The sequence below is a fragment of the Pedobacter sp. JY14-1 genome, assembly GCF_029269825.1.
GTDB lineage: Bacteria > Bacteroidota > Bacteroidia > Sphingobacteriales > Sphingobacteriaceae > Pedobacter.
In genome coordinates this window covers 648522-675270 of record NZ_JARJHU010000008.1, presented here as the reverse complement: position 1 = coordinate 675270, position 26749 = coordinate 648522, and the positions used below count along the sequence as shown (strand labels likewise).

Below are 26749 nucleotides of genomic sequence, written 5' to 3'. Positions count from 1 at the left end.
AGATTTTTTATTACAGAACGAAATTAAGGCAATTTGGTTTATTAATCCTAATTCATCAACTGGCGATAGAAACCGGTGAAGAGCCTGAACAGGTTTTCGTATACGGTAAAGGTCAGATTTGCAGGGCGATCGTTGATGTCGTGATAAGCCTCGGGCCCGCCCTGGGTATAGATAAAGAATGCAGGCACACCCTTTTCACTGAAAAAGTAATGGTCGCTGTTGGCCGATTTGCCACGCTGACGGATCTCGGGCAGGTAATTGTTTTGGTCATTGAGCTGCTGCAGGATGGCAAACTCCCTGGGGTGCAGGGTAGCATTGACGACAGCGATTCCTTTTTCTCCGGTGCCGACCATATCCAGGTTGATGAGAAAGCGGACCTTTGAAAGCGGGAAAATGGGATTCTCGGTATAATACCGGGAGCCGAGCAGGCCGGCTTCTTCCGCGGCAAAGCAGATGAAGCCCACGCTGTAACGCTGCGGGTTACGGGCATAAAACCTGGCCAGGTCGAGCAGCATGGCGGTACCGCTTGCATTATCGTTGGCTCCGGGAAAATAGGTGTCTTTGCCCATACCGCCGAGATGGTCATAATGTGCGGTAAAAAGCAGCAGGGAATCAGGGCGAGAAGTGCCTTTGACGATACCGCAGATATTGGCCGCCCGGAAATCGGCGATAAGCCGGCTTTCGATATCCAGTTCTATCGTAGCGGGTTGCTGCGGCATAGCGGTTTTCAGGATTTCCAGCCCGGTATAATTGGTCTGTTCCCTGGATACGGCCCAGGTGAGCTTATCTCGGAGGCTGACCATAAGCCGGTGCGCCTGAATAGCATATACGTTGCCTGTACTGTCCGGTGCACCCAGGGGACTTTCCGCCTTCAGACTGGCGGATGCCGGAAATACGATGAAGTCTTTCCCCGGAACGAGTGTTTTGTTATCTATGCGGACATGCATGGCGCCTGGGAAAGTATTGACCGGGAAGCCGAATTCCTGTGTGAAATCATTGCCGTCGAGTGGCTGCAGGCCGCAGTTTCGAAATTCTGCACTGAGGTAGATGGCGGCCTTTTCCATGCCTTGCCGGACATAGCCGCGCCCCCAGAAGGTTTCCGAGCTGAGCTTTCCGGCGACGGCACGTGTCGCGGGAAGGTCCTGAGCATGGAGCTGCAGGGTATAAAAAAACGAGAACAAAGAGAGGAGCAAGGGTCTCATTGCGGGCAGTTCAAATGTGTGTGTGTGGTGTAAACTTATGTAAAAAAAGCAAAAACGTTTTGCACAACTCAATATTTATTTAAACCTTTGCGCCTCAACTAATTTAAATACGCATTGCAAACAAGAAAATGAAGATGTACAACAACCATAAACTGTCCGTTGCCGAAGCGAAGAATACTGCTTCCGGGAATCAGTTTACTGAACGTTTGCGACCCATATTTTTTGTGACCACGCTCCGGCGGTACTCACCGCGTATTTGAGTAGCACTTTTGTAAACCCGGTGCACTTCCTCAGAGGATTGCCTCTTTAAAAACAATTAATCAGAACATGTATATTTTTCGTTATCATTTTAAATGAATATCAACGATTTTATAGTGCAGGTCGCACTGCCTGAACATCGTGTCTTCGCTGAAGAGATCTGCGAAGAAATGGCGGAATCTGCGAAGGCGCGCGGCACGGGTATCGCGAAGCGTTCCCCGGAATATGTGGCCGGAAAGATGAACGAGGGGAAGGCAGTGATCGCTTTCCACAAGGATGGAACCTGGGCCGGGTTTTGTTATATTGAGACCTGGAGCCACGGTCAGTTCGTGGCCAACTCGGGACTGATCGTGAGTCCTAAGTTTAGAAAGGCTGGTCTGGCAAATGCCATCAAGCACAAAATATTTGAACTGTCCAGGAAGCTGTACCCTAAGGCGAAGATCTTTGGGCTGACCACCGGGCTTGCGGTGATGAAGATCAACTCGGACCTGGGTTATGAACCAGTGACCTATTCGGAGCTGACCCAGGATGAGGAATTCTGGGCAGGCTGCCAGAGCTGCGTGAATTACGAGATCCTGAAGATGAAAGAGCGCAAGAACTGCATGTGCACGGCGATGTTGTATGATCCGAAGGAACAAAAGCACGATGCGGCAAAAAAATTCGCGGAGGAACTGCACAGGAATCCGTCACTTTATGAGCGTTTCATGCGGATCAAATCTAAGCTGGTGATCAAATCAAAACCGAAGGATAAGGGTTTGAAGTCCCTGCTGTTAATGTTTACCCTTTTATTTAAATAGCTGTTATCATGAAGAAGAAAGTTGTTTTAGCATTTAGCGGAGGTCTGGATACCTCGTTCTGCTGTATTTACCTGGCCCAGGACCGCGGGCTGGAAGTGCATTCGGTGATCGTCAATACGGGCGGTTTTTCCGGGGCGGAACTGCAGGAGATCGAAAAACGTGCCTATGCCCTGGGTGTAGCTTCTCATGCGGTGGTGGACGAAACCGTCAACTACTATGACAGCTGTATTAAATACCTGGTCTTCGGCAATGTGCTGAAGAATGCGACCTACCCGCTCTCGGTAAGCGCCGAGCGCGTGAGCCAGGCGACTGCGATTGCCAATTATGTAAAAAAGATCGGAGCAGATTATGTAGCCCATGGCAGTACCGGCGCCGGTAATGACCAGGTACGTTTTGACATGATCTTCAATATCCTGATCCCGGAGGTAGAGATCATTACACCGATCAGAGACCTGAAGCTCTCACGTGAAGCGGAGATCGAGTACCTGGCGGAACATGGGGTAAATTATAACGCGGAAAAGGCAAAATATTCTATCAATAAAGGTCTTTGGGGTACATCGGTAGGCGGAAAGGAAACCCTGACTTCGCACGATACCCTGCCTGAGGAGGCATGGCCGACACAGGTGACCGAAACTGCTGCGCGCAGGATTGAACTGACCTTTGAAAAAGGCGAGCTGGTGGCCCTGGACGGCGAGCAGCTGGGTCCGGTAAAGGCGATCCAGCAACTGCAGGCGATTGCACAGCCCTACGGGATCGGCAGGGACATCCATGTAGGAGATACCATTATCGGGATTAAAGGCCGCGTAGGCTTTGAGGCAGCGGCACCTGTGGTGATCATTAAGGCGCACCATACTTTGGAGAAGCATACGCTGACCAAGTGGCAGCTTTCCTGGAAGGAGCAATTGTCTTCTTTCTATGGCAACTGGCTGCATGAGGGCCAGTTCCACGATCCGGTGATGCGCAATATTGAGGCCTTCCTTTCAGATACGCAAAAGGTGGTGAGCGGAAAGGTCTTTGTAGAACTGCTGCCGCACCGTTTCCAGGTGATCGGCATCGAATCTGCGCATGACCTCATGAGCAGCAAGTTCGGCAGCTATGGAGAAATGAACAATGCCTGGACAGGAGAAGACGTGAAAGGGTTTTCAAAGATTTTTGGCAACCAGGTAATGATCTGGCATAAAGTGAATGATCATGAAAATTAAGGCAGGCATTATAGGTGGCGCAGGTTATACCGGGGGCGAGATGCTCCGTTTGCTGGTGAACCATCCATCTGTTGAGATCGCGTTTGCGCACAGCAACAGCAATGCGGGGAACCTGGTATCAGATGTACATACCGATCTGCTGGGCGATACGGATCTGCGGTTTACTTCTGAGCTTTCCCAAGAAATCGATGTGCTTTTTCTTTGCGTGGGGCACGGGGATGCCAGGAAGTTTCTTGAGGCAAACCCGGTTGCTGCCGGTATCAGGATTGTTGACCTGAGCCAGGATTTCAGGCTGAAAGCAAATGCAGGGGATCAATGGATATACGGATTGCCAGAGCTGAACAGACAAAAGATTACGCAGGCCTCGTTTATTGCCAACCCTGGCTGTTTCGCGACTTGTATCCAGGTAGGGTTATTGCCGCTGGCGGCTAAAGGCCTGCTGAATTCGGAGGTGCACATCAATGCGACTACGGGTTCTACAGGTGCAGGGCAGAGCCTTTCAGCGACTTCACATTTCAGCTGGAGGAATAATAACCTTTCGGTATATAAGGCCTTCGGACACCAGCATCTGAACGAAATCGGCGAAAGCCTGCTGCAGCTGGACCCGGGTTTTGACCAGGAGATCAGCTTTATTCCGCAGCGCGGTGATTTTACCAGGGGTATCCTTGCGGCCATGTATGTGGAATGCGACCTGAGTGCTGAAGATGCCCAGCGCATTTATGAAGACTACTATGCTGACCAGGTGTTTACACACGTGAGCAGGAAAAATATCGACCTGAAACAGGTGGTGAATACCAATAAGGCACTCGTGCATGTGGAGAAGCATGGCAGTAAGCTATTTATCGTCAGTATCATTGACAATTTGTTGAAAGGAGCCAGCGGACAGGCTGTGCAGAACATGAACCTCATGTTCGGTTTGCCTGAAAGCGAAGGCTTACGGCTCAAGGCAACGGCGTTTTAAATTGCCGTTGCCTTAGGCGTCTTCAGACGTTAATCCGTCATAGAGAGAGCCCTTGAACATGCTTAAACAAGAGATCTCTCTCTACGTTCGAGATGACGCTAACCAGACGATTCAATAACCTGTTAATCACAAAACTTTAAAACCATGAACTTATTTGACGTTTATCCACTCAACAATATAGAAATCACCAGGGCTTCGGGCAGTCACGTCTGGGATGCTGAAGGCCAGGAGTACCTTGACCTTTATGGCGGCCATGCGGTAATATCTATCGGGCACACTCATCCGCATTATGTACAGCGACTGACGGAACAGCTGAACAAGGTGGGTTTTTACAGCAATTCTGTGCTCATCCCGCTGCAACAGCAGCTTGCGGAGAAGCTGGGCCAGGTGTCCGGTAAGACAGACTATCAGTTGTTTCTGTGCAATTCCGGGGCCGAGGCCAATGAGAACGCACTGAAACTCGCCTCATTTTACAACAACAGGAAGAAAGTGATCGCGTTTAAAGGCGCCTTCCACGGCAGGACTTCGCTGGCGGTTTCGGCAACGGACAACCCGAAGATCATTGCGCCGGTGAATGAAACTGAAAACGTGATCTTCCTGCCGCACAACGATGTGCAGGCGCTGGAGGACGCCTTCTCAGACTATGGCCACGAGATATCTTCGGTGATTATTGAGGGCATCCAGGGTGTCGGCGGTATTAAAGAAGCTTCGGCAGACTTTTTGAAAACGATCCGCTCGCTTTGTGACCAGTACGGTGTGGTATACATTGCCGACAGTGTGCAATGCGGCTATGGCAGGACCGGGCTTTTCTATTCGCATGATTATGCGGGCGTTGAGGCCGACATTTACACCATGGCCAAGGGTATGGGTAATGGTTTCCCGGTGGCGGGTATTTCTATTGCGCCGAAATTCGAACCCTGGCATGGTATGCTGGGTACCACCTTTGGCGGAAACCACCTGGCCTGTGCAGCGGCGCTGGCCGTGCTGGAAGTGATGGAGCAGGACGGGCTGATGCAAAACGCGTTGGAGACAGGAACTTACCTAATTGAAGAACTGAAGAAAATTGAAGCCATCCAGGAGGTCCGCGGCCGCGGGCTGATGATCGGCATCGTGCTTCCTGAAACGCTGCCGAACGTAAAAAAGGACCTGCTGTTTAAACACGGGATCTTTACAGGGGAGGCGAAACCGAATGTGATCCGATTACTGCCTGCCCTGAACCTGAGCAAGGCCCAGGCAGAATACTTTTTGAATGAATTTAAAACCGCATTAAAAGGATGAACCAATTTACCTCCGTACATGATGTGCAAGATATCAGTCAGCTGCTGAAAGATGCGCTGGCACTGAAAGAGAACCCTTATGCTTTTAAACACCTTGGCGAAAATAAAACCCTGGGACTGGTATTTCTGAACCCGAGCCTGCGTACCCGGCTGAGCACGCAGAAGGCTGCGCTGAACCTGGGCATGACGGTGATGGTGATGAACATGGACAAAGAGGGCTGGGCACTGGAAACACAGGACGGAGTGGTCATGAACGGGACGACCGTGGAACACATCCGGGAGGCTGCCGCAGTGATGGGGCAGTACTGTGACATTCTTGGCCTGCGCTCTTTCCCGAAACTCGTGAACCGGGAGGAGGATTACAGTGAAGACTTCTTCAATAAGTTTATGAAATATTGCCAGGTGCCAGTGGTGAGCCTAGAAAGTGCTACACGGCATCCCCTGCAGAGCCTGGCCGACCTGGTTACCATTAAGGAAACCTGGAAAGACGACCGCAGGCCGAAGGTGGTCCTTGCCTGGGCGCCGCATATCAAGGCTTTGCCGCAGGCGGTACCTAATTCCTTTGCCGAGTGGATGTGCAAGGCGCAGCAGGACGGCATGATTGACTTTACCATTGCCCAGCCTAAGGGATATGAGCTATCGGAAGATTTTACTCCGGGAGCGGAGATCACTTACAGTTTAGACGAGGCCCTCATAAATGCAGATTACATCTACGTAAAAAACTGGTCGAGCTATAAGGAGTATGGTAAGGTGCTGACTTACCCCGAAGGCTGGATGCTGAACAACGACAAGCTGAAGGTGACCAATGACGCGAAGGTGATGCATTGTCTGCCGGTGCGCCGTGACCTGGAGCTGTCTTCCGAGATCCTGGACGGCCCGAATTCGATCGTGATCCATGAGGCGGGCAACCGGCTTTGGGCGGCCCAGGCTGTACTGAAGCAAATGCTGGAGGGACTTCAATAGTTAACGGTCTCTGATTAACCTGAAAACATGAAAAGATTAAATGTGATCAAGATCGGTGGCAATGTCATCGACAGCTCCGAGAAACTGCACCAGTTTCTGCTGGATTTTACGGCCCTGGCGGGCGACAAGATCCTGATCCATGGTGGCGGGAAGATTGCCACGGAACTGGGCACTTCACTGGGCATTGAGGCGAAGATGGTAGAAGGCCGCAGGATCACGGACATTGAGACGCTGCGCGTGGTGACGATGGTCTACGCAGGGCTGATCAATAAAAATATGGTGGCACAGCTGCAGGCAAAGGGCTGCAACGCGATAGGTCTTACTGGTGCAGACGGCAATATCATCAAAGCGGTAAAGCGCCCGGTCCGGGAAATTGATTATGGCTATGTGGGTGACCTGGATGCGCACTCGGTTGCTGCGGATACGCTGGACAGCCTGTTGACGGCCGGACTGGTGCCTGTGCTTTGCGCGATTACACATGACGGGGATTCGCAGCTGCTGAACACGAACGCGGACACGATCGCTTCGGCCGTGGCCGTGGCTATGTCGGGTTTGTATGAAACTTCTCTGGTGTACTGCTTTGAGAAAAGGGGTGTAATGCGCGACCTCGAAGATGACGGTTCACTCGTACCGCTGATCAGGATGGAGGAATTTGAAGGGCTTAAGGCGGAAGGCGTGGTGTCCGGCGGAATGATCCCTAAACTGCACAATGCATTCGAAGCCATCAGGAATGGCGTAATTGATGTGTATATTGGCAAGGCGGATGAATTACCGCAAATAGAAGAACGGAATTTTGGTACCCGGTTGATCAGATAAACCGGTAAATTGAATCATATGGAGCAGTTTAAAGGCAGTATTGCCATATTGGGAAGCGGAAATATAGGTGTCTCACTGGCAAAAGGGCTGGTGAAAGCGGGATATGCCCAGCCGGCGCAGATTAGCCTGACCCGTAGGAGCAGTCATGGCCTGGCCGCGCTTGCGGAACAGGGTTATGCGACCGGCACAGATAACGCGGCCGTAACTGCGCAGGCAGATATCGTTGTGCTGGCCGTGTTGCCCCAGCAATTGAACGGCTTACTGGACCAGATCAGGCCTGCTGTGGATACCGGTAACGGTAAACAGGTATTTATTTCTGTGGCTTCCGGGGTGAGCTGTGCCGACATCCGCAGTAAGCTCGGAGAAAATGTTCAGGTTGTGCGGGCGATGCCCAATACAGCGATCGCCATCGGGCAGTCGATGACCTGCGTGGCGTCTGATAATGCCTCAAAGGAGAATGTTGCGGAAGTCGTGCGCATGTTTGAGACCGTGGGTTCGGTGGTGACGATCAATGAAGACCTGATGACTTCGGCCACAGCGCTTTGTGCCTGCGGGATCGCATTTTTCCTGAGGGCCATCAGGGCGGCTTCACAAGGGGGGGTAGAGATCGGCTTTCATGCAGATGAGGCGCTTAAAATGGCGGTTCAGACGGCTAAGGGAGCTGCCGACCTGCTGCTGCAGATGGCTTCACATCCGGAACAGGAGATCGACAAGGTGACTTCACCTAAGGGTTGTACCATTGCCGGCCTGAACGAAATGGAACACAATGGCTTCAGCAGCTCGCTCATTAAGGGCATCAAGCTCTCGGCAGTGAAAGCCGGTGCCTTATACACTAAGGAATAGTGTACAAGAAAGGAGTAGGGAATTAAACATAACTTATGATAGAAAAACTGCAAAAAGATAGCTTTGAATTACTAAAACAACTGATCCGGATCCAGTCCTTCAGTAAAGAGGAAGACAAGACTGCCGATGCGATCGAACAGTTTTTGCAGCAGCGAGGGATTAAGACTTACCGTAAGCTGAACAATATATGGGCTTACAATAAACATTTTGATGCGGCAAAGCCGACTTTGCTGCTGAACTCCCACCACGATACGGTGAAGCCCAATTCAGGATATACGCGCGACCCTTATGATGCGGCAGTTGAAGACGGCAGATTGTATGGCTTGGGCAGCAATGATGCCGGCGGCTGCCTGGTGGCGCTGGTCGGTACCTTCCTGTATTTTTATGAGCGGGAAGACCTGAACTATAACATCTGCCTGGCGACTACCGCCGAAGAGGAGATATCCGGGAACAATGGACTTGAACTGGTATTGCCCGATCTTGGCGAACTGGAGTTTGCAATCGTAGGTGAGCCTACGCAGATGAACCTGGCGATTGCCGAACGGGGACTGCTGGTCCTGGACTGCACGGTTACCGGAAAGGCCGGACATGCGGCACGGGAGGAAGGCGAAAATGCGATCTATAAGGCCCTGAAAGATATTGAGTGGTTTCGGAATTACCAGTTTTCCAAGGTTTCGGAGGTGTTCGGGCCGCTAAAGATGACCGTGACGATCATCAACGCCGGATCCCAGCACAATGTGGTGCCGGCAACTTGCACGTTTACGGTTGATGTCCGGGTTACGGACGCTTACACGAACGAAGAGGTGCTGAAAATCATCAGAACCAATGTGGATTGTGAGGTGAGGCCAAGGTCTATCCGGTTAAAGCCGTCTTCTATCGATAAGAACCATCCCCTGGTGCAGGCGGGCATAGCGCTCGGACGGACTACCTACGGTTCACCGACGACATCCGATCAGGCTTTGCTGAGCATTCCCTCAGTAAAGGTAGGCCCGGGTGACTCCGGCCGGTCACACATGGCGGACGAGTTTATCTATGTGGACGAGGTCAGCGAGGGCATTGAACTTTATATCAAGATGCTTGAGCCGGTGATTTTAAAATAACCGATGATGAAAAATGTCTTGAAATCCTTCCTGAAACCTCTGGCAATTGCAGTTGCCGGGATGCTGGCCGTTATCGCCCTGGATGCGGCAAGCCCTGCATCGCCTGCCGGTGAACCGGTAACCGCACGGAGCGTGGCGGATTTCCTGAACAGCATCGGCGTCAATTCTGCAGTCTCCACGCGTGGAGAATCGCTGAAAAAAACCGCAGAGATTTGCAGGTACCTTGGTATCAGATGGATCAGGACTGGTTATGAAGGCAATATTCCCCTGGCCGACCTGATCGAACTGAACAGGCAATCCGGAGTGAAATTCAGCTATGGGCTGCTCAGCGGAGGCACAGACCTTGATCGTTTATTGGACGGTGGACGCGAACTCGCTGCTGCGGGGGCACTGCTTGCCTTTGAGGGACTGAACGAACCCAACAACTGGGGCATCAGGTATAAAGATAAGGAGGGTGGAAAGGAGCATTCCTGGATGCCGGTGGCAGAACTACAGCGCGACCTTTATACTGAGGTAAAGGCAGATGCTTTGCTGAAGCGTTACCCGGTATGGAGCATCAGTGAGAACGGCGCGCAGACAGACAATACAGGACTCCAGTTCCTGGAGATACCGAAGGGTGCCGGAGCAGTCATGCCGGATGGCACCAGATATGCAGATTATGCGAACTGCCATAACTACTTTATGCATCCCTCACATCCGGGCCTTTATGACAACCAGACCTGGAATGCTGCCGATCCGGGCCGGCTGTGCAAGGTGGACGGCCTGTATGGCAACTATGGCCTGACCTGGAGGACAAAGTTTAAGGGCTACGATGAAAATGCCCTGAGCAAGCTGCCTAAAGTAACAACCGAGACGGGTGCGACGATTGGTGGTCCGCTGACGGAAGAGAAGCAGGCCTGCATGTTCCTTAACCTATACCTTGCGCAATTTGCAAGGGGCTGGAGCTATACTGCGCTCTACCTGCTCCGTGACCGTTCTGACGAGGCAGGCAACCAGACCTTCGGATTTTATAAGCCCGATTACAGCCCCAGAAAGGCGGCGGTATATCTGCACAATCTGACGACGATTTTATCGGAGGACAACAGCGGAGCGGAAAAGAAACCGGAAAAACTGGATTACGTGATCAGCAATCTTCCTGAAACTGCCCATCACTTGCTGCTGCAGAAAGCCAGTGGCAGGTTTGCCCTTGTAGTCTGGTCAGAAAGGGTCGCAGGTTCAGATGAAGTAAAGATTCTTTTTGGCAGTGGGCAGCCGGAAATAAAGGTCTTTGACCCGACCATCAGTATTTCTCCGGTGACCACGGTCAGAGACTCTAACGCGGTAACACTCACTTTAAGTGATCATCCGATGATCTTAGAGATATAACCATTTATTTTATTTTTGCAGCATGAAGATCTGGCAGAAGAATACCATCGTTAACAAGGACATTGAAACTTTTACTGTAGGCAGGGACCGTGAACTGGACCTGCAGATGGCGGCATTTGACGTGCTCGGCTCGCTCGCGCACGTGCAGATGCTGGAAAGTATCGGCCTGATGACTGCTGATGACCTCACAGCTGTGCAAAAGGAACTGAAACAGATCTATGCTGAAATTGCATCAGGTGATTTCGTGATTGAAGACAGCGTGGAAGACGTGCACTCCCAGGTGGAATGGTTGCTGACACAGCGTATCGGAGACGCGGGCAAGAAGATCCACAGTGGCCGCTCGCGCAACGACCAGGTGCTGGTAGACCTGAAACTGTATTTCAGGCACTGCATTGAGGAGGTGGTTGGCCATACTTCTGTCTTGTTTGGCAAACTGATCGAACTGAGCAATACTCATAAAGACAAACTGCTGCCAGGTTACACCCACCTGCAGATTGCGATGCCTTCCTCATTCGGGCTCTGGTTTGGCGCTTATGCGGAAAGCCTGGTGGACGACATGGAGCTGATGCTGGCGGCCTGGAAGGTCTGCAATAAAAACCCGCTGGGCTCTGCTGCGGGTTATGGTTCCTCGTTTCCGCTGAACCGCACCCTGACGACACAGCTGCTTGGCTTTGAAAACCTCAATTTTAATGTGGTATATGCACAGATGGGCAGGGGCAAGACGGAACGTATCCTTGCGCAGGCGATGTCATCTGTGGCAGCTACGCTCGCTAAAATGGCGATGGATGTGTGTTTGTTCATCAACCAGAACTTTGGCTTTATCAGCTTTCCGGACGAGCTGACCACGGGTTCGAGCATCATGCCACACAAGAAGAATCCTGATGTCTTTGAACTGATCCGCTCGCGCTGCAATAAAATACAGGCACTGCCCAATGAGATCGCCATGATGACAGTAAACCTGCCTTCCGGTTACCACCGCGATCTGCAGTTGCTGAAGGAAAATCTTTTTCCGGCGATCACTTCGTTGAACGAATGCCTGGAAATGACCGTTTTCATGTTGCAGCACATTTCCATTAAAGAAGACATACTAAAAGACCATAAATACGACTACCTCTTCAGTGTGGAGGTGGTGAACGACTTGGTATTGAAGGGCACGCCGTTCCGCGAAGCGTATAAGGAAGTGGGCGCCATGATCGATAAGGGCACTTTCCAGCCGGAAACGCATGTGAACCATACCCATGAAGGCAGCATCGGCAACTTATGCAACGAATCTATTGAAGCGCTGATGACGCAGGTGCTGTCGCAGTTTGGGTTTGAAAAGGTGCAGAATGCCGTACAGCGCCTTTTGGCCTAAGACTTAAATTCTGAGGTTTTGTGGAACTCGATATCCGGGTAATCGCGCATGGTCATGTTGATCATGAACTCATTGTCTGAAAGGAATACCGGGTTGCCATCCTTATCGTGGCCAATGTGCTGCTGCTTGCGTTTCAGGAATTCTTCCAATTTCTTTTTATCGGTTGAGGTGACCCAGGATGACCGGGTGTAAGACAACATCCGGAAAGCGGCTTTCGCGCCATATTCATGTTCCAGCCGGAAGGCAATGACTTCAAACTGGAGTTCGCCAACGGCACCGACAACTTTACGGTTACCAGGCTGCATGATGAACAGCTGGGCAACGCCCTCTTCTGTCAATTGCTGGATACCTTTTTCCAGCTGCTTGGTCTTCAGCGGGTCCCGGTTTTCCAGCTCCTTGAAGATCTCCGGCGAGAAACTGGGGATGCCTTTAAACTGCAGTTTTTCGCCTTCCGTCAGCGTGTCTCCGATCTTAAAGTTCCCGCTGTCATATAAGCCGACCACGTCACCGGGCCAGGCCTCTTCCACAATGCTCTTTTCATTGGCCATGAAGTCCATGGGGTTGGAAAACTTCAGTTTCTTGTCCTGACGGGTATGGTAATAGAACTTGTTGCGTTCAAATTTTCCGGAACAGATGCGCAAAAAGGCGATCCGGTCACGGTGCTTGGGATCGAGGTTGGCATGGATCTTAAATACAAAGCCCGAAAAGTTCTTTTCGTCTACTTTAACCTCGCGTTCTTCTGCTTCCCTGCTTTTAGGGCTGGGGGCAATGGTAATGAAGGTGTCCAGCAGTTCCTTAATGCCAAAGTTATTGATCGCGCTGCCAAAGAAAACAGGCGCCAGCAGTCCTTCTTTGTAGAGGTCCTGGTCAATTTCGCCATATACGCCATGTACCAGTTCGAGGTCGCCTTTCAGGGTATCCAGTTCCTGTTGTTTCAGGAAACTGGTCAGTCCGGCGTCGTCCAGGTCGCTCACTTCGATGACCGGCTCACTGATCTTCGTCTTGTCTGGTTCAAAAAGGTTCAGGTGCCTGTTATAAATGCTATACACGCCTTTAAACGTATGGCCCTGACCAATGGGCCAGGAAAGCGGGCAAAGGCTGATATTGAGCTTATTTTCGATTTCGTCCAGGAGGTCAAAGGCGTCCTTGCCCTCGCGGTCCATCTTGTTGATGAAAATGATCACCGGCGTGTTCCGCATCCTGCACACGGACATGAGCTTCTCCGTCTGTTCCTCTACTCCCTTTACGCAGTCTACCACCAGGATCACACTGTCTACCGCCGATAGGGTCCGGTACGTGTCTTCGGCAAAATCCTTGTGGCCCGGGGTATCCAGAATATTGATCCGTTTGCCGCTGTACTCAAAGCCCATTACTGAGGTCGCAACGGAAATACCGCGCTGCTTTTCAATCTCCATAAAGTCGGAAGTATTACTCTGGTTAGCCTTGTTGCGTTTTACCGCACCGGCAGTATTGATGGCGCCGCCAAAAAGCAGGAACTTTTCAGTAAGTGTCGTCTTTCCCGCATCGGGGTGGCTGATGATGGCGAACGTTTTTCTTTTTTCTATTTCCGGGTGAATCATAAAGGGTTAGGCATGCCGCCTGTTTTAAAGGCTGCAAAGATAGGGATAAAATACAAAAGAAAAACCGGCACTGTAAAGGCCGGTTCTCCTGGTTCGACTGATTAACTATGCTTATCCCCGACCGCCTCTGGACGACCTGGAATTGCCTTCTCTTCCTCCGCCCTGGCTGCCACGGTTTTCGAAGCCTCTTGATTGCTCGATCCTTTGGGGTTGTGAGCGTTGTTGTTCTACCCTTCTTTCCTGACGGGGCGCTTCCTGTCTTTGTTGCTGTACTTCCTGCCGCTGCTGCCTGTACTGATCCTGGCGGCTGGCGCGTTCTGCACTCGCCCTATCGGGAGCGGCCTGCCTTTCGCGGATTATGGCTTCGCTTCGTTCACTATTTTCGGGCCTGATTGTGCGGTCGGTGCCAGCATCCCGGCCAATCCGGTCTTCGCGGTCTGCAAAAGACCTGTTTTGCTCTATCCTGCCTGCATCGTTGTTCTGCCTCGCGTTGTCGCGGGTCTGCTGCCGGCTTTCCTGTATCTCAATTCCACGGTCGCGGCCCATCCTTCCGTTCTGGCTTTCGCGGTTACCACGGTCACCGACAGAAATCCTGCCGTCGCGCGGCGTGGTATAGCCTTCACCTCTTACGGAAGTTCTTGGCGCGGCAGCAACATTACCGTTGCTCCTTGAGGGGCGTGGGTTATAGATCTCCACCCGGTTGCCGCTAATGCCACTTCGTCCTGGCCTGCTGGTACGGTCTACGCTGTAGACGGTTACATCCCTTCCTGTATAACGCCTGATATCGTCTGCCCTCGGACCGCTGTAGTAAGTCCTGTTGTTCCTTACGTAGGTATTGTTGATGATCGTTGTGTTGTTGATGATCGTCAGGTTCCTGCGGGAATAATAGCGGGGGAAGCTACTGTAGTAGATATTTCTTTTCGGTATGAATACCCACCAGAGCGAAGGGATGTTGAAGTTGATGTTTACCGACATGCCCGGGCCTAATGGCGCCCAGCCATAATAGCCACCACCGCTTCTCCAGCTAACCCAGGCCGGACCCCATACCGTATCAGGGATCCACACCCATTGGCCGAACCGGTTATATACCCACCGGCCATAGTGGAAGGGTGCCCAGCCCCAGTCGTAGTTCGATACCCAGGTATTGCCATACTCGGTCATAGCCCAGCGGCCATTCGTATAGTATGGCCTGAAGTCGCCCTGATCAACATCTGGTCGCCAGACATAGCCATACTGTGGGTCCTGGATCCAGGTGCCATAAGGAGACAGCTCGTCATAAAAAGACTGGAGCGAGATGTCTTCGTCCTGGGCCAAAACCCTTTGTGTGCTGCCGGTTAGGAGGAGCAAGAGCCCCAGAACTATAGCCGGTAATTTGAACATGCTTTTCATTTTTGTGTGTTTAAGTTTCCTAACGTTCTTCGTATATCAATTTGAGTTCCAAAGGCGCTGAATGTTTAATGTGTTTTTGAAATATTACAATGCTTAACAATAATATGACAGAATAAAATTTAGTAAGTGTATAGAGTACACTATATTATATTCTGTTTGCTTCCCCGGGCTCTGTTTGTTTTAAAAGAACTTACTGATCTAAAGATGCAGGCTTTGCCCACATTCCATAAATATTTTTTTTATTTGCAGCCTATGCAGACAGGAACCCTTTTTCTGATCCCCGTTCCGCTGGCCGAAGATGCGGCAAGCCGGTCTTTTACACCCTTTCTGGGTGATACGGTCAACCAGATCAGCACCTATATTGTTGAAAACGAAAAAACGGCCAGAAAATTCTTAAAGCAGGCTGGTTTGCGCATACCCCAGGCGGATCTGACTATTCATGACTACGGGAAACATAAAAGAGGCAGTTCGCTGGTGCCTTTTTTCAGGGAACTGCAACTGGGCAAAGATGTCGGGCTGATGAGCGAGGCTGGCTGTCCCGGAGTGGCCGATCCTGGTGCAGAGATTGTTGCCGAGGCCCACAAACGGGGAATCAAAGTTGTGCCGCTTGTAGGTCCGAGCGCGCTGCTGCTGGCGCTCATGGCCTCCGGGTTCAGTGGGCAGAGCTTTACTTTTCACGGCTATCTGCCTATAGATAAGGCAGAAAGGGGAAGAAAAATAAAAGACCTGGAACAATTGTCCCAGAGGAACAGGCAGACTCAGCTGTTCATAGAAACGCCCTTCCGCAACAATCATTTACTGGACGATATCCTGAAGAATAGTCAGCCAACCACGTTGTTGTGTGTAGCGTGCGACCTGACCGCTGCGAGCGAATACATCAGGACAATGCCGGTCGCCCAGTGGCGAAAAGAAAATATAGATTTGCACAAACGGCCTGCGATTTTCCTGCTGTACCGCCAATCGTAACCAGTTCGGGAGTTGGGTGAAAACCCGGAGTACCGTATCTCCAGGGATTTGCTCAGCGGTACATTCCCTTGCTTTCGATAAAGTCCAGCACCTTATCCGGTACAAAGAAGCGCACACTGTTGCCTTCCTTTACCGCCTTCCGGATAAAGGTAGATGAAATGTCCATTTGAGGAGTGTCCGTAATGGTGATGGCAGGGTGTCCGGCCCAGTCCTGAACTTCTGTCCCCGGGCGAGGATATACATAAACCTGGTAGTCCCTGAGCAGCAGTTCATAGTTCTTCCATTTTTTCAGCGAGACCAGGTTGTCCGCCCCCATGATCAGGGCAAATTCCCTCCCCGGATATTTTTCTCTCAGGTGAGCCAGTGTATCTACCGTGTAGGAAGGTTGGGGCAGGGCAAATTCGATGTCACTCACTTTAATATTCTCCACACCCTCGACAGCCAGGCGCGCCATTTCCAGGCGGTCATACTTGTTTGCCAGTCCGGATTTATTCTTCAGGGGGTTGTGCGGAGAAACCACCAGCCAGACTTCGTCCAGATCGGTAAAGGCAGACAGATAACCGGCAATCACCAGGTGCCCGACATGTACCGGATTAAATGAGCCGAAGAACAGACCGGTCTTTGCCATGAGATCAACTGACTAAAAAATCCCCGACAAGTTTTTCAGCCTCCGCACAGGCCGTTTCAAGATCATAATTCTTTAAGGTCACATCAAACTTGTCTGCATAGCCCAGCTCTTTTTCAGCCTTTGCAAAACGTTCGGCCAGTTTTTCGGCGCTGTCGGTACCCCGGCCGCTCAGGCGCTCTTTCAATACTTCCAGGGAAGGCGGCTGTACAAATATAGCCAGTGCATCCTGTTCGTATTTCCTTTTCAGGCGCAGCCCGCCTTCCACATCGATGTCAAAGATCACATGCCGACCCGCATTCCAGATTCTTTCGATCTCGGACCTTAGTGTTCCGTAGAAGGTACCGTTGTAAACTTCCTCGAACTCTACAAACTCATGGAGTGCCACACGGTGCAGAAAATCCTCCTTGGAAATGAAATAGTAATCTTTGCCATGCTGTTCCTGGCCCCTCAACTCGCGCGTAGTCGCCGAAATGGAAAAGCTGAGGGAAGGAAATTTTCCAAGCAGGTGTTTAACAATGGTCGTTTTGCCGGCTCCGGAAGGAGCAGAAAATATGATGAGCTTACCTTGTTTCATTTATAGAAACTACAAAATATTCAATAACTGTTCTTTTATCTTTTCGAGTTCTTCCTTCATGCCTACGACGAGCTGTTGTATCTGTGCGTCATTGGCCTTGGCACCCATCGTATTGATTTCCCGGCCCATTTCCTGAGAAATGAAACCCAGTTTCTTGCCATTGGCATCCTTATTTTTCAGGGTAGTCAGGAAATAATCGCAATGGCTTTTCAGGCGGATTTTCTCTTCGGTGATGTCCAGTTTGTCGATGTAATAGATCAGTTCCTGTTCCAGCCGGTTCTGGTCTATATTTGCCTTGCCTACTGCTTCATCCAGGAACTGGTTCAACCGGGCACGGACATTAGGTATGCGGTCAGGCTCGCGCAGTTCCACTTCTGCAAATAAACTCAGGATATTATTCACCCTTTGTTCCAGTTCAGTCTTCAGGACAGCGCCTTCGGTCAGTCTGAACGCATTGAAATTATGCATGGCTTCGTTAAACGTCGTAACCAGGATGTTCCATTCCTCCTCATTGGCCTCTTCTTCCGAATAAGTGATCACTTCAGGAAAATTGAGGGCTGCCTGCAAGAGGTTAGATGAATTGGCGCCCAGGTTGAGGTTGATCTCTTCCAGCTGCCGGTAATACTTGCCAAGCAGGGCCGCATTGATGGCGGCTCCTTTCAGGGTCTCCTCACTCCGCTCGACATTAATCGATACGCTGGCTTTGCCGCGCTCAATTTCCTTATTGCACAGGTTGCGCAGAAATAGTTCCTTGTCGGCAAAAGCCCGAGGTGTCTTCAAACTCAGTTCCAGGAACTTGCTGTTCAGTGATTTGATCTCGACTGAAAACTTCACATTCGCGTGGTCGGCGGTGGCCAGACCATAACCTGTCATCGATTTTATCATGCGCAAAGATATGATTTATTGTTTTGTCGTGCCGATTTAACTTTTTTTAACTTAATACATTAAATGGCAATGGTTAATTTTACAAAATATTTTGATCATCCAGGCCGTTTATACACGAAACACACACGCAATAATGAGACTCCGTTGTACAAAAGCTGTTCTTTTGCTGTTTCTGATGCTGTTTTCTGCATCGTCGCTATTTGCACAGCGGGAATTCCTGGTCAGAGGTGTGATTAAGGACAGGGAGAGCAGTGGCCGGGTCGCGGGTGCGCAGATCATTAACCAGCGGACACAAGGTTCTGTAAGCAGCAGCGAGCTTGGGTTGTTTCAGATCCGCGCAGCGATCGGCGATACCCTGCTGATCATGAAAAGCGGCTATTCAGATTTTACAGCAGCGGTAAATACCGATAAGGTCGACATCATCGTCCTGCTCAACAGGAACAGAATGCTCAAACAGGTAGATATTGTTGGGCAGTCTAAGCAATCAGAGATGGAAGACATCAAGCGCGATTTCAAGCGCAACGGCTCTTTTTACCAGGGAAAGCCCCCGGTTATGTCTTTCTTTTTCAAGCCACTTACTGCTGTTTATGAGCTTTTTGGCAAGACACCAAAAAATGCACGGCGTTTCGGTCGTTACGCTGAAACAGAAATCGAGCAGACACATATCGACGGCTTTTTTAATGACAATATTGTAAAAAGCAGCACTGGTTTGCAGGATGGTCAGGCACTGGACAAATTCATGTTCGATTATCGTCCGTCTTTTGACCGGACCAAGAACTGGACGCAGTACGATGCTATTAAATATATCAAGGATTCTTACCGGCACTATACGGAAAGCCTGAAGACGGATTCAACAACAGCAAAAAAAGAAGTTCAGCCTTCAATTAAATAGACAGGATTTCACAGGCCTTTTCTGCCGCCAGCTTTTCTGCATTCTTCTTGTTGTAATCGCGGCCAACACCACAGCTTTCGCCGTCCACCAAAGCCTGAATGGTAAATAATTTTGCACTTTCACCCTCACTGTTCTGTATGAGCTCAAATGAGATATCTTTACCGTGACGCTGGCACCATTCGATAAGCTTACTCTTGAAATTAGTTTCCGTTTGTTCCAGGGTATGTATGTCAACATAAGGCTTGACAATACGTTTTAGCAAGAATTCCCTGGTGAAGTTGTATCCTTTATCGAGATAGATCGCACCGATCAGCGCTTCAAAGGCATCTCCAAGCATCGAATGGTGCTTTGACTGGATATTTACCGCTTTTTGGTCAAAAACGATCAGCTGATCGAAGCCCATTTTTCTGGCCAGTTGGTTCAGGTTTGCCCGGTTAACGATCTTAGACCGCATTTCCGTAAGAAAACCTTCTTCTTTATAAGGATAGCTTTTAAACAGAAGCTCCGCGATTACGGCACCGAGTACAGCATCACCCAGAAATTCCAGGCGTTCATTGCTGCTGCGACTGCCGTTTTTAAGTACTTTTGCTACCGAACGGTGCCGGAAGGCCATCTTATACAACGCTGTATTTCCAGGTACGAACCCTAAAATATTATTTAACTTCTTTATGAAATCCTTATCGGAGGAGAGATAAAGTTTATATAGGTTAAATAAACGCATTCATTGACGGTTATTCCTGGTACTTCTTAAAAATTACTGAAGCATTGTGGCCACCAAACCCAAAAGTATTGCTCTGGGCAGCGCGAATCGTTCTTTTTTGCGCCTTATTGAACGTAAAGTTCAGCCTTGGGTCAAACTCGGGATCATCAGTAAAGTGATTGATGGTAGGAGGCACTGTATCATGCTTGACAGCGAGTATAGATGCGATTGCTTCTACCGCACCAGCTGCACCAAGCAGGTGACCGGTCATTGATTTTGTCGAACTGATATTCAGTTTGTAAGCATCCTCACCAAACAGGTCTACTATAGCTCTCGTCTCAGAGATATCGCCCAGGGGAGTTGAGGTACCGTGAACGTTAATATAATCAATGTCCGATGTTTTCAGGCCAGCGTCATTCAATGCATTTGTCATTACCATTCTGGCACCCAGACCCTGAGGGTGAGGTGCAGTAATGTGATTGGCATCCGCGCTCATGCCGCCGCCGACAATTTCCGCGTAAATGGTCGCACCACGCCTTCTGGCATGCTCCAGTTCTTCCAGGATAATTGTTCCCGCGCCTTCCCCGGCAACGAAACCATCTCTATCCTTATCGAACGGACGTGAAGCGGTAGCAGGATCATCATTTCTTGTGGACAGTGCGTGCATTGCATTAAACCCGCCGATCCCGGCTTCGTTAATGATTGCTTCAGACCCTCCTGAAATGATCACATCAGCAGTACCCAACCTGATATAATTGAATGCGTCTATCATGGCATTGGTAGACGATGCGCAGGCTGACACTGTTGAAAAGTTAGGCCCGCGCAGCCCGTACTTAATGGAGATATGCCCAGCGGCAATGTCCACGATCATTTTCGGAATAAAGAACGGATTGTATCTGGGCGTTCCGTCACCCAGTGCAAAATTGCTGATCTCGTCGAGAAAAGTTTTCAAGCCGCCGATACCTGCACCCCAGATTACGCCAACCCGGTTGGTATCTACCTGAGAAAAGTCAAGACCGGAATCTTTGACTGCCTCATCGGTGGCTACCAGAGCATATTGAACAAAAGGATCCAGTTTCCTGGCTTCTTTTTTATCCAGGAAGTCTTCGGGATTGAAGTTTTTCACTTCGCAGGCAAATTTGGTTTTGAACTTTGCCGTGTCAAAACTTTGGATGGGAGCAGCTCCGCTCACACCGTTCAGTAAACCATCCCAGAATTCGGGGATGGTGTTACCAATAGGAGTGAGCGCGCCTAAGCCCGTAACTACTACTCTTTTTAATTCCATTTATACGGATTATACGGAGGCCGTATTTTACTTTACGTTTTTCTCTAGGTAAGCGATTGCCTGACCAACTGTACCAATGGTCTCAGCCTGATCATCGGGAATTGCCACGTTGAATTCTTTTTCAAATTCCATGATCAGTTCTACTGTATCCAAAGAATCTGCACCCAGGTCATTGGTGAAAGAAGCTTCTGGTGTAACTTCGCTCTCATCTACACCTAATTTTTCAACGATAATCGCCTTAACTCTTGAAGCAATATCAGACATAATGTTTATAATTTAATGGTTAAATAATTCGTTGCAAAGAAAATTAAAATCCAACACTTTTCAAATGTTTTTATTTCTATACCAATGTTACTGTTTTTATTCCGAACAATAAAAGTAAATTTATGTTTTATATATGAACAAGACCTACCTTAAACTTTCCCTGGACCTCGACTTTGTCCTTATCGCGATCACCTCCTCCCTTAAAGATTATACCCTTTGCCACAAGATAAATACCAGCCTAAATCTCAATTTTGAGAAAGCAGAAGACCATGAAGTTTATTTCAACGTCGGTAAGCCGGCCCTGGCCTTTTCCAAGTATCATTATTTTACGGAACAAAATGAGACCGAATATTATCTCGTAAACAACAAAAATGCGGAAGGGTTTTTGGTGCCTGAAATGAACAAGGCAGATTTCTTTATGATCATCTATCAGTACATCGACGACGAAGACCTTGGGCATATCCTGAGTGGATTAAATAAATTACCTGATATTCAGGTAGCTGCGCAGGTAAGCCCGGCAAAATTAAAGTCAAGTCAGAATTTGATAATGTAATTTTTATATTGTAGGTGTACGAAATACACTATATTTGAATTTACATAACAGCATAAAATAACCAAAACATAGATGAAACCATTTCATTCAAGAACCAAAATCGTAGCCACATTAGGGCCAGCATCAGCCAAACCAGACGTATTGTACAGCATGTTCAACGCAGGTTTAGATGTTTGCCGGTTAAATTTTTCGCACGGGTCGCAGGCAGACCACCAGGTGGTCCTGGACACCATCCGTAACCTGAACGAAAAATATAATTACAATGTGGGTATTCTGGCCGACTTACAAGGGCCTAAGATCAGGATCGGAATGGTAAAGGACGGGGGCATTCAACTGGTAAACGGAGCCCGTACTGTCATCACCACCAGTAAATGTGTAGGTGACGAAGAGCGCATCTACATTACTTATGAGGCATTTCCTAAAGACGTAAAGCCCGGAGAGATCATCCTGCTGGACGACGGTAAACTGCAGATGCGCGTTATTGAAACGAACCTGAAAGACGAAGTGATCTGTGAAGTAGTGCATGGCGGTATCCTGACTTCAAGGAAAGGCGTAAACCTGCCCAATACCAAAGTATCGATTCCTTCTTTGACCGAAGAAGATAAGGCCAATCTCGAATTTGTCCTTCAAAATGACGTCGAATGGATCGGTCTTTCCTTCGTGCGCAATGCGGAAGACATTATAGAGCTTAAAGACATTATCCGCGAGCGTGGAAAGACTGCCCGCGTCATTGCAAAAATTGAGAAGCCAGAAGCTATTGCCAATATCGATGCAATCATTGCAGAATCTGACGGCGTCATGGTCGCCCGTGGTGACCTGGGTGTAGAGATGCCGATGGAAGAAGTTCCTTTGCTGCAGAAGATGATCGTTCAGAAATGCCGCGCTGCTTCTAAACCAGTTATCGTAGCAACCCAGATGCTGGAAAGCATGATCACCACCCCAAGGCCGACCCGTGCCGAGGTGAATGATGTGGCCAACTCTGTGCTGGACGGTGCTGATGCGGTGATGCTGAGCGGCGAAACCTCAGTAGGAGAGTTCCCGCTGATCGTTATCGAGACCATGCAGAAGATCATCCAGAACATCGAGCAGAACAATTATCCGTTCCATCCGGAGAAATTCCTGAAGCCTAAGGCAGAAAGCTTTCTCAGCGACGCGGTATGTGCTTCCGCCTGTATCTTGTCCAAACAGACCAATGCGGCAGGCATCGTTTCGATGACCGTAAGCGGATACACTGCGTTCGAGATCTCCAGCCACCGTCCTAAAGCCCTTACCTATATTTTCACCAGCAACCGTTCCCTGCTCAATGCACTGAGCCTCCTGTGGGGCGTACAGGGCTTTTATTACGATAAGTTCGAAAGCACTGACAACACGATTCAGGAGGTTAATGATTTCCTGAAAGAAAGGAAGCTCATCAACAAAGGAGATGTCATTATCAATACTGCGTCCATTCCCATGGAGTCTCAGGGTAAAACCAATATGCTGAAGGTAACCGTTATTGATTAATCTTCTTTCGGAAGGGATTTTTTTCCTACTTTTGCAATCCGCAAAACGGAGAGGTGTCCGAGTGGTCGAAGGAGCACGCCTGGAAAGTGTGTATACTCCAAAAGGGTATCGAGGGTTCGAATCCCTCTCTCTCCGCAAGACGAGCAATAAATTGTCAAATGATTGGGCTGTTCAATTCGAGCAGCCCTTTTGCTTTAAATACAGCATGTTACATTCGAGTCCCGGATAGCCATGAGTGCAGCCTTTTGCTAATCCGCAATAAAGTGGATTACCAGAATGTTTGCGCAAACGATTTCGCACATAAATACAGTAATAGTGATCAGATATCAAACTTTAATATTAAGTTAGTTTTATAATTAGGGCGCTATTAGTAATAATGCATCTTTTATCTAACCAAATCCACTCAAAATGAAACGGGAATTGAATCTCCTTCAGCCGCCGCTTACTGATTATTAGCGAGGGAAATCTAAGTGTTATCAGAAGACAAGCGCTAAAGCTTTGCAATATTTAGGCAGGACGGACTTTTTTAACTGCAGTAGTCAATAGTAAATTTAGTAAAAAACTGTCCCAACATTGGAACAGTTGATAAGGGACAGATTCTTCTTCAGGAGCATGGTGGATTGGTATCGTTTAGGAATATTAAAATCAAATCATTATAAAGACCAAATGTTATGGAAAAGAGACGTGACTTCATTAAGAAAATAGCGTTAGGTACAGCGGGGATAGCGATAGGCAATAAAGCGTTTAGCTTTAGTGCTAAAAGTTATAGAAACATAATTGGCGCAAATGAACGCATTCACGTTGCGGTAATCGGTTTAAATGGACGTGGAAATGGAATGGCGGGTGTGTTTGCAGGTCAGAAAAACACTGAAATAGCTTGCGTTTGCGATGTGGATTCCAGAACAATTCCCAAAGCAATAAAAACGATTATGGACGCAAAACAGGTAAATACCCCGCGTTCAGAAAAGGACTGCCGCAAAGTTTTGCAAAACAAGGATATAGATGCTGTATATATAGCCACACCAGACCATTGGCATGCACCACTTACCATTATGGCTTGTCAGGCTGATAAGCATGTCTATGTAGAGAAGCCGGTGAGCCATAATCCTCATGAAGGAGAAATGGCCATTGCTGCGGCCCGTAAATATAATCGTGTCGTACAAATGGGTGCTCAACGCCGTTCAGCCCCTGTACTTACACAAGGAATTAAAGAGTTGCATGATGGTGTTATTGGCAGAGTGTACATGGCAAAAACCTGGTACACAAATACCCGTAAGTCTAATTTTTTAAAAGCAGCCGCAGTCCCTGAATGGTTAGACTACGATTTATGGCAGGGCCCAGCACCTAGAATGCCGTATAAAGATGGGTTGATTCATTATAACTGGCATTGGTTCTGGAATTGGGGTACCGGTGAAGCCTTGAATAATGGCACTCATGAAGTTGATGTGGCACGCTGGGGTCTTGGGGTCGACTATCCAACAAGAGTTACATCAGTAGGAGGGCGATATAATTACAAAGATGATTGGGAAACTCCAGATACTCAAATTACCACTATGGACTATCCTGGGCGCATTTCGCTGGTATGGGAAGGAAGAAGTGCAAATGGAAGAAAAGTTGAAGGATCAGATAGGGGAGTTATTTTTTACGGGGAAAATGGTAGTTTAGATACCGGAGGTGATAATTATAAGATTTATGATCTTAACGGTAAGCTCATAAAGGACGTAAAGTCTTTAATGAAAGAAGATGCTATAGATGGCCGTAACACTTCGAGTCCAAGTCTGGGATTGGACAATTATCATGTTATAGATTTTCTTGATGCTATCCGAAATAATCGTCGCCCGAACTGTGATGTTGAATTAGGCCATAAAAGTACTGTTGCAATGCAATTAGGCAATATTTCATGGCGTGTTGGACGCGACTTAAAAATAGATCCTGAAAATGGACACATCATAGGTGATAAGGAAGCCCAAAAATTATGGGGACGTGAGTATGAAAAGGGATGGGAGCCTAAAGTTTAAATAAATACGATTCGCTTCCTGTGCCGGATGCCATGATCCTATCATCCGGCATTGTTCCCGGCAATACAGGGTCAAAACCGGCCCAACGCCGTAGCATGTTCGGAAAACAGGTACCTTTTTCCGAACATGCTACGGCATTGTCCCAAATCTGTACCGGAGGTAGTCGGGATAAACATATTTCCTGCCTTAGTTGAAGGCAAATGTGAAAACATCCGGATGATTGCGGATCAAAAAACGGACTGGAATAAGGCCCCTAACCAGCAAAAAATATTTTTGGCACACTTATTTCATAGTGTAATGAAAAAAATACAACACTATGAAACGATTATTTATTCTGGCCCTTGGCCTGTTCTTAACCAGCGCTGCCTTTGCGCAAAATCCGATCAGATTGGGTGTTAAAGCTGGTTTAAACCTTCCAGATATCATTAAAGGAGATGGTAACAACGATTTCGATACCAAGTTGAATCCAGGCTTTAATGCAGGTATAACGCTGGATATCCCATTGATCACGGGATTGGCATTTACTCCGGAACTACTCTATGCCACAAAGGGTTACAAAGCAGAAACTACCTTTGGTGACTTCACCCAGACTACCCATTTTATTGATGTGCCGATCCTGGCTTCCATTAACCTTGGCGGAAGCGGGCTAAACCTGGTAGCAGGTCCTCAGGTATCATTTTTGCTGTCAACTAAGAATAAGTTTGAAAATGGAATCGGAACTGTGGAGCAGGAGATCATTGAAGACAAATCTGACCGGTTCAAGAAGAGCCTGGTGGGCGGTGTGATTGGTTTCCGCTATGATATCAATAATAAAGTTGACATTCACGGGCGGTATGCACTGGATTTCCAGAAGAACAATACTGACGGCAGCAAAGAAACTCCTGAGTTCAGAAACCAGGTATTCTCTGTAGGACTGGGCCTGAAATTCTAGTATTAAACCCTATACTCAATAACCGAAAAAGCCGCCTGATCAGCGGCTTTTTTCATTTGGAATGATGAGTTATCCGATATTTTCTCAAAAAGCAAAAACCATTTGCAGGTCATGTGCGTTGAATAAACAACATTAAAATCTGAGAATTATGAAAAACAGACAGGAACAGAGGCTGACCAGTTCAGAACAGGGAAGGCCTACTTCAGACCGCATGTATCATAGTGCAAAGGATGACAAAAAGCAGCAAGGGGTCACCAATGGAGGTGGTCAGCGTTCAGACCAGACTTCCAATAAGGACAACATGCGCAAGCGCGAAAATCATTAGCGGGCTGAATGTCTTAATGTTTAATTTTAAAAGGGACGTCCTGAATAAGGGTGTCCCTTTTTAACTGTCCTGATTCCGGCCGATTATTTATATTTGAACACATCAACTGCTAATCATT

Annotated in this window: 26 protein-coding genes and 1 tRNA gene; 18 read left to right on the top strand and 9 right to left on the bottom strand. The window is 48.7% G+C overall.

Translation table 11 applies throughout. From position 1 onward, the window contains the following. Positions 1-47: 47 nt before the first annotated feature. Positions 48-1202 (bottom strand): M28 family peptidase, encoded by a 1155-nt coding sequence (locus P2W84_RS16540; RefSeq protein ID WP_276091267.1) that lies wholly within the window; start codon positions 1200-1202, stop codon positions 48-50. Positions 1203-1555: 353 nt separating this feature from the next. Here P2W84_RS16540 and P2W84_RS16535 point away from each other — a divergent pair, with 353 nt between their 5' ends. The 10 genes from P2W84_RS16535 (at position 1556) to argH (ending at position 12138) form a co-directional block, all read left to right on the top strand. Continuing rightward, on the top strand, positions 1556-2257 hold the full coding sequence (locus P2W84_RS16535) for a GNAT family N-acetyltransferase (protein WP_276091266.1): 702 nt from the start codon (positions 1556-1558) through the stop codon (positions 2255-2257). An 8-nt stretch (positions 2258-2265) separates the two neighbouring features. Then, a complete protein-coding gene (argG, locus tag P2W84_RS16530) occupies positions 2266-3459 on the top strand; it encodes an argininosuccinate synthase (RefSeq protein ID WP_276091265.1) in 1194 nt (397 codons plus the stop codon). Further along, on the top strand, positions 3449-4420 hold the full coding sequence (argC, locus tag P2W84_RS16525; protein ID WP_276091264.1) for an N-acetyl-gamma-glutamyl-phosphate reductase: 972 nt from the start codon (positions 3449-3451) through the stop codon (positions 4418-4420). The genes argG and argC overlap by 11 nt, the downstream gene beginning before the upstream one ends. A 144-nt stretch (positions 4421-4564) precedes the next feature. Continuing rightward, complete coding sequence (locus P2W84_RS16520; RefSeq protein ID WP_276091263.1) at positions 4565-5698, top strand: aminotransferase class III-fold pyridoxal phosphate-dependent enzyme; 1134 nt, start codon at positions 4565-4567, stop codon at positions 5696-5698. Beyond that, positions 5695-6660, top strand: coding sequence for an acetylornithine carbamoyltransferase (locus P2W84_RS16515; RefSeq protein WP_276091262.1), 966 nt, complete (start codon positions 5695-5697; stop codon positions 6658-6660). Before P2W84_RS16520 ends, P2W84_RS16515 begins: the two co-directional genes overlap by 4 nt. Positions 6661-6687: 27 nt before the next feature. After that, on the top strand, positions 6688-7476 hold the full coding sequence (gene argB, locus P2W84_RS16510) for an acetylglutamate kinase (protein ID WP_276091261.1): 789 nt from the start codon (positions 6688-6690) through the stop codon (positions 7474-7476). Positions 7477-7494: 18 nt separating this feature from the next. Then, a complete protein-coding gene (gene proC, locus P2W84_RS16505) occupies positions 7495-8319 on the top strand; it encodes a pyrroline-5-carboxylate reductase (RefSeq protein ID WP_276091260.1) in 825 nt (274 codons plus the stop codon). 35 nt (positions 8320-8354) lie between these two features. After that, on the top strand, positions 8355-9419 hold the full coding sequence (locus P2W84_RS16500) for a M20 family metallo-hydrolase (protein ID WP_276091259.1): 1065 nt from the start codon (positions 8355-8357) through the stop codon (positions 9417-9419). A 6-nt stretch (positions 9420-9425) separates the two neighbouring features. After that, positions 9426-10784: a hypothetical protein gene (locus P2W84_RS16495; protein WP_276091258.1), complete on the top strand. Its 1359-nt coding sequence runs from the start codon at positions 9426-9428 to the stop codon at positions 10782-10784. Positions 10785-10806: 22 nt separating this feature from the next. Continuing rightward, the gene (gene argH, locus P2W84_RS16490) at positions 10807-12138 is read left to right on the top strand and encodes an argininosuccinate lyase (RefSeq protein WP_276091257.1); all 1332 of its coding nucleotides are present in this window, start codon (positions 10807-10809) and stop codon (positions 12136-12138) included. Here argH and P2W84_RS16485 read toward each other — a convergent pair. Then, positions 12135-13718, bottom strand: coding sequence for a peptide chain release factor 3 (locus P2W84_RS16485; RefSeq protein WP_276091256.1), 1584 nt, complete (start codon positions 13716-13718; stop codon positions 12135-12137). The two genes, argH and P2W84_RS16485, sit on opposite strands and share 4 nt — an antisense overlap. A 111-nt stretch (positions 13719-13829) precedes the next feature. After that, positions 13830-15107 (bottom strand): DUF6600 domain-containing protein, encoded by a 1278-nt coding sequence (locus tag P2W84_RS16480; protein ID WP_276091255.1) that lies wholly within the window; start codon positions 15105-15107, stop codon positions 13830-13832. Between the two features lie 252 nt (positions 15108-15359). On the opposite strand from P2W84_RS16480, the gene P2W84_RS16475 reads away from it, so the two are divergent. After that, positions 15360-16073, top strand: a complete 714-nt coding sequence (locus P2W84_RS16475; protein WP_276091254.1) for an SAM-dependent methyltransferase — start codon at positions 15360-15362, stop codon at positions 16071-16073. 52 nt (positions 16074-16125) lie between these two features. Here P2W84_RS16475 and nadD read toward each other — a convergent pair whose 3' ends face one another. The 3 genes from nadD to P2W84_RS16460 are packed head-to-tail and all read right to left on the bottom strand — an operon-like array spanning position 16126 to position 18148. After that, complete coding sequence (gene nadD / locus P2W84_RS16470) at positions 16126-16701, bottom strand: nicotinate (nicotinamide) nucleotide adenylyltransferase (RefSeq protein WP_276091253.1); 576 nt, start codon at positions 16699-16701, stop codon at positions 16126-16128. Between the two features lie 4 nt (positions 16702-16705). Continuing rightward, positions 16706-17275 (bottom strand): guanylate kinase, encoded by a 570-nt coding sequence (gene gmk, locus P2W84_RS16465; RefSeq protein WP_276091252.1) that lies wholly within the window; start codon positions 17273-17275, stop codon positions 16706-16708. Between the two features lie 9 nt (positions 17276-17284). Continuing rightward, on the bottom strand, positions 17285-18148 hold the full coding sequence (locus P2W84_RS16460) for a YicC/YloC family endoribonuclease (protein WP_276091379.1): 864 nt from the start codon (positions 18146-18148) through the stop codon (positions 17285-17287). A gap of 145 nt (positions 18149-18293) precedes the next feature. Here P2W84_RS16460 and P2W84_RS16455 point away from each other — a divergent pair, with 145 nt between their 5' ends. Further along, positions 18294-19052 (top strand): hypothetical protein, encoded by a 759-nt coding sequence (locus P2W84_RS16455; RefSeq protein ID WP_276091251.1) that lies wholly within the window; start codon positions 18294-18296, stop codon positions 19050-19052. On the opposite strand, the gene rnc is transcribed toward P2W84_RS16455, so the two are convergent. Genes rnc through P2W84_RS16440 form a run of 3 tightly spaced genes read right to left on the bottom strand, consistent with a single transcriptional unit; the run spans position 19045 to position 21301 of the window. Next, complete coding sequence (gene rnc / locus P2W84_RS16450) at positions 19045-19773, bottom strand: ribonuclease III (RefSeq protein ID WP_276091250.1); 729 nt, start codon at positions 19771-19773, stop codon at positions 19045-19047. The genes P2W84_RS16455 and rnc overlap by 8 nt on opposite strands. Before the next feature lie 10 nt (positions 19774-19783). Beyond that, positions 19784-21037, bottom strand: coding sequence for a beta-ketoacyl-ACP synthase II (gene fabF, locus P2W84_RS16445; RefSeq protein ID WP_276091249.1), 1254 nt, complete (start codon positions 21035-21037; stop codon positions 19784-19786). 27 nt (positions 21038-21064) lie between these two features. After that, complete coding sequence (locus P2W84_RS16440; RefSeq protein WP_008508386.1) at positions 21065-21301, bottom strand: acyl carrier protein; 237 nt, start codon at positions 21299-21301, stop codon at positions 21065-21067. 133 nt (positions 21302-21434) lie between these two features. Between P2W84_RS16440 and P2W84_RS16435 the strand changes: the two genes are divergently transcribed. From P2W84_RS16435 to P2W84_RS16410, 6 genes are all read left to right on the top strand, one after another. Continuing rightward, complete coding sequence (locus tag P2W84_RS16435) at positions 21435-21854, top strand: IPExxxVDY family protein (protein ID WP_276091248.1); 420 nt, start codon at positions 21435-21437, stop codon at positions 21852-21854. Positions 21855-21926: 72 nt separating this feature from the next. Next, the gene (pyk, locus tag P2W84_RS16430) at positions 21927-23357 is read left to right on the top strand and encodes a pyruvate kinase (RefSeq protein ID WP_276091247.1); all 1431 of its coding nucleotides are present in this window, start codon (positions 21927-21929) and stop codon (positions 23355-23357) included. Positions 23358-23404: 47 nt separating this feature from the next. Next, positions 23405-23492 (top strand) — tRNA-Ser (locus P2W84_RS16425). Between the two features lie 536 nt (positions 23493-24028). Next, positions 24029-25375 (top strand): Gfo/Idh/MocA family oxidoreductase, encoded by a 1347-nt coding sequence (locus P2W84_RS16420; protein WP_276091246.1) that lies wholly within the window; start codon positions 24029-24031, stop codon positions 25373-25375. 316 nt (positions 25376-25691) lie between these two features. Next, a complete protein-coding gene (locus P2W84_RS16415) occupies positions 25692-26306 on the top strand; it encodes a porin family protein (protein ID WP_276091245.1) in 615 nt (204 codons plus the stop codon). Between the two features lie 148 nt (positions 26307-26454). Then, positions 26455-26631, top strand: a complete 177-nt coding sequence (locus P2W84_RS16410) for a hypothetical protein (protein WP_276091244.1) — start codon at positions 26455-26457, stop codon at positions 26629-26631. Positions 26632-26749 lie beyond the last annotated feature (118 nt).

Coding starts and splice junctions, on each gene's coding strand:
- P2W84_RS16410 (WP_276091244.1), top strand. CDS start 26,455: ATGAAAAACAGACAGGAACAGAGGCTGACCAGTTCAGAACAGGGAAGG.
- P2W84_RS16520 (WP_276091263.1), top strand. CDS start 4,565: ATGAACTTATTTGACGTTTATCCACTCAACAATATAGAAATCACCAGG.
- argH (WP_276091257.1), top strand. CDS start 10,807: ATGAAGATCTGGCAGAAGAATACCATCGTTAACAAGGACATTGAAACT.
- argC (WP_276091264.1), top strand. CDS start 3,449: ATGAAAATTAAGGCAGGCATTATAGGTGGCGCAGGTTATACCGGGGGC.
- P2W84_RS16515 (WP_276091262.1), top strand. CDS start 5,695: ATGAACCAATTTACCTCCGTACATGATGTGCAAGATATCAGTCAGCTG.
- P2W84_RS16485 (WP_276091256.1), bottom strand. CDS start 13,718: ATGATTCACCCGGAAATAGAAAAAAGAAAAACGTTCGCCATCATCAGC.
- P2W84_RS16475 (WP_276091254.1), top strand. CDS start 15,360: ATGCAGACAGGAACCCTTTTTCTGATCCCCGTTCCGCTGGCCGAAGAT.
- argB (WP_276091261.1), top strand. CDS start 6,688: ATGAAAAGATTAAATGTGATCAAGATCGGTGGCAATGTCATCGACAGC.
- P2W84_RS16415 (WP_276091245.1), top strand. CDS start 25,692: ATGAAACGATTATTTATTCTGGCCCTTGGCCTGTTCTTAACCAGCGCT.
- P2W84_RS16540 (WP_276091267.1), bottom strand. CDS start 1,202: ATGAGACCCTTGCTCCTCTCTTTGTTCTCGTTTTTTTATACCCTGCAG.
- P2W84_RS16435 (WP_276091248.1), top strand. CDS start 21,435: ATGAACAAGACCTACCTTAAACTTTCCCTGGACCTCGACTTTGTCCTT.
- pyk (WP_276091247.1), top strand. CDS start 21,927: ATGAAACCATTTCATTCAAGAACCAAAATCGTAGCCACATTAGGGCCA.
- P2W84_RS16480 (WP_276091255.1), bottom strand. CDS start 15,107: ATGAAAAGCATGTTCAAATTACCGGCTATAGTTCTGGGGCTCTTGCTC.
- proC (WP_276091260.1), top strand. CDS start 7,495: ATGGAGCAGTTTAAAGGCAGTATTGCCATATTGGGAAGCGGAAATATA.
- fabF (WP_276091249.1), bottom strand. CDS start 21,037: ATGGAATTAAAAAGAGTAGTAGTTACGGGCTTAGGCGCGCTCACTCCT.
- nadD (WP_276091253.1), bottom strand. CDS start 16,701: ATGGCAAAGACCGGTCTGTTCTTCGGCTCATTTAATCCGGTACATGTC.
- P2W84_RS16455 (WP_276091251.1), top strand. CDS start 18,294: ATGAGACTCCGTTGTACAAAAGCTGTTCTTTTGCTGTTTCTGATGCTG.
- P2W84_RS16460 (WP_276091379.1), bottom strand. CDS start 18,148: ATGACAGGTTATGGTCTGGCCACCGCCGACCACGCGAATGTGAAGTTT.
- P2W84_RS16535 (WP_276091266.1), top strand. CDS start 1,556: ATGAATATCAACGATTTTATAGTGCAGGTCGCACTGCCTGAACATCGT.
- P2W84_RS16440 (WP_008508386.1), bottom strand. CDS start 21,301: ATGTCTGATATTGCTTCAAGAGTTAAGGCGATTATCGTTGAAAAATTA.
- P2W84_RS16495 (WP_276091258.1), top strand. CDS start 9,426: ATGAAAAATGTCTTGAAATCCTTCCTGAAACCTCTGGCAATTGCAGTT.
- gmk (WP_276091252.1), bottom strand. CDS start 17,275: ATGAAACAAGGTAAGCTCATCATATTTTCTGCTCCTTCCGGAGCCGGC.
- P2W84_RS16420 (WP_276091246.1), top strand. CDS start 24,029: ATGGAAAAGAGACGTGACTTCATTAAGAAAATAGCGTTAGGTACAGCG.
- argG (WP_276091265.1), top strand. CDS start 2,266: ATGAAGAAGAAAGTTGTTTTAGCATTTAGCGGAGGTCTGGATACCTCG.
- P2W84_RS16500 (WP_276091259.1), top strand. CDS start 8,355: ATGATAGAAAAACTGCAAAAAGATAGCTTTGAATTACTAAAACAACTG.
- rnc (WP_276091250.1), bottom strand. CDS start 19,773: ATGCGTTTATTTAACCTATATAAACTTTATCTCTCCTCCGATAAGGAT.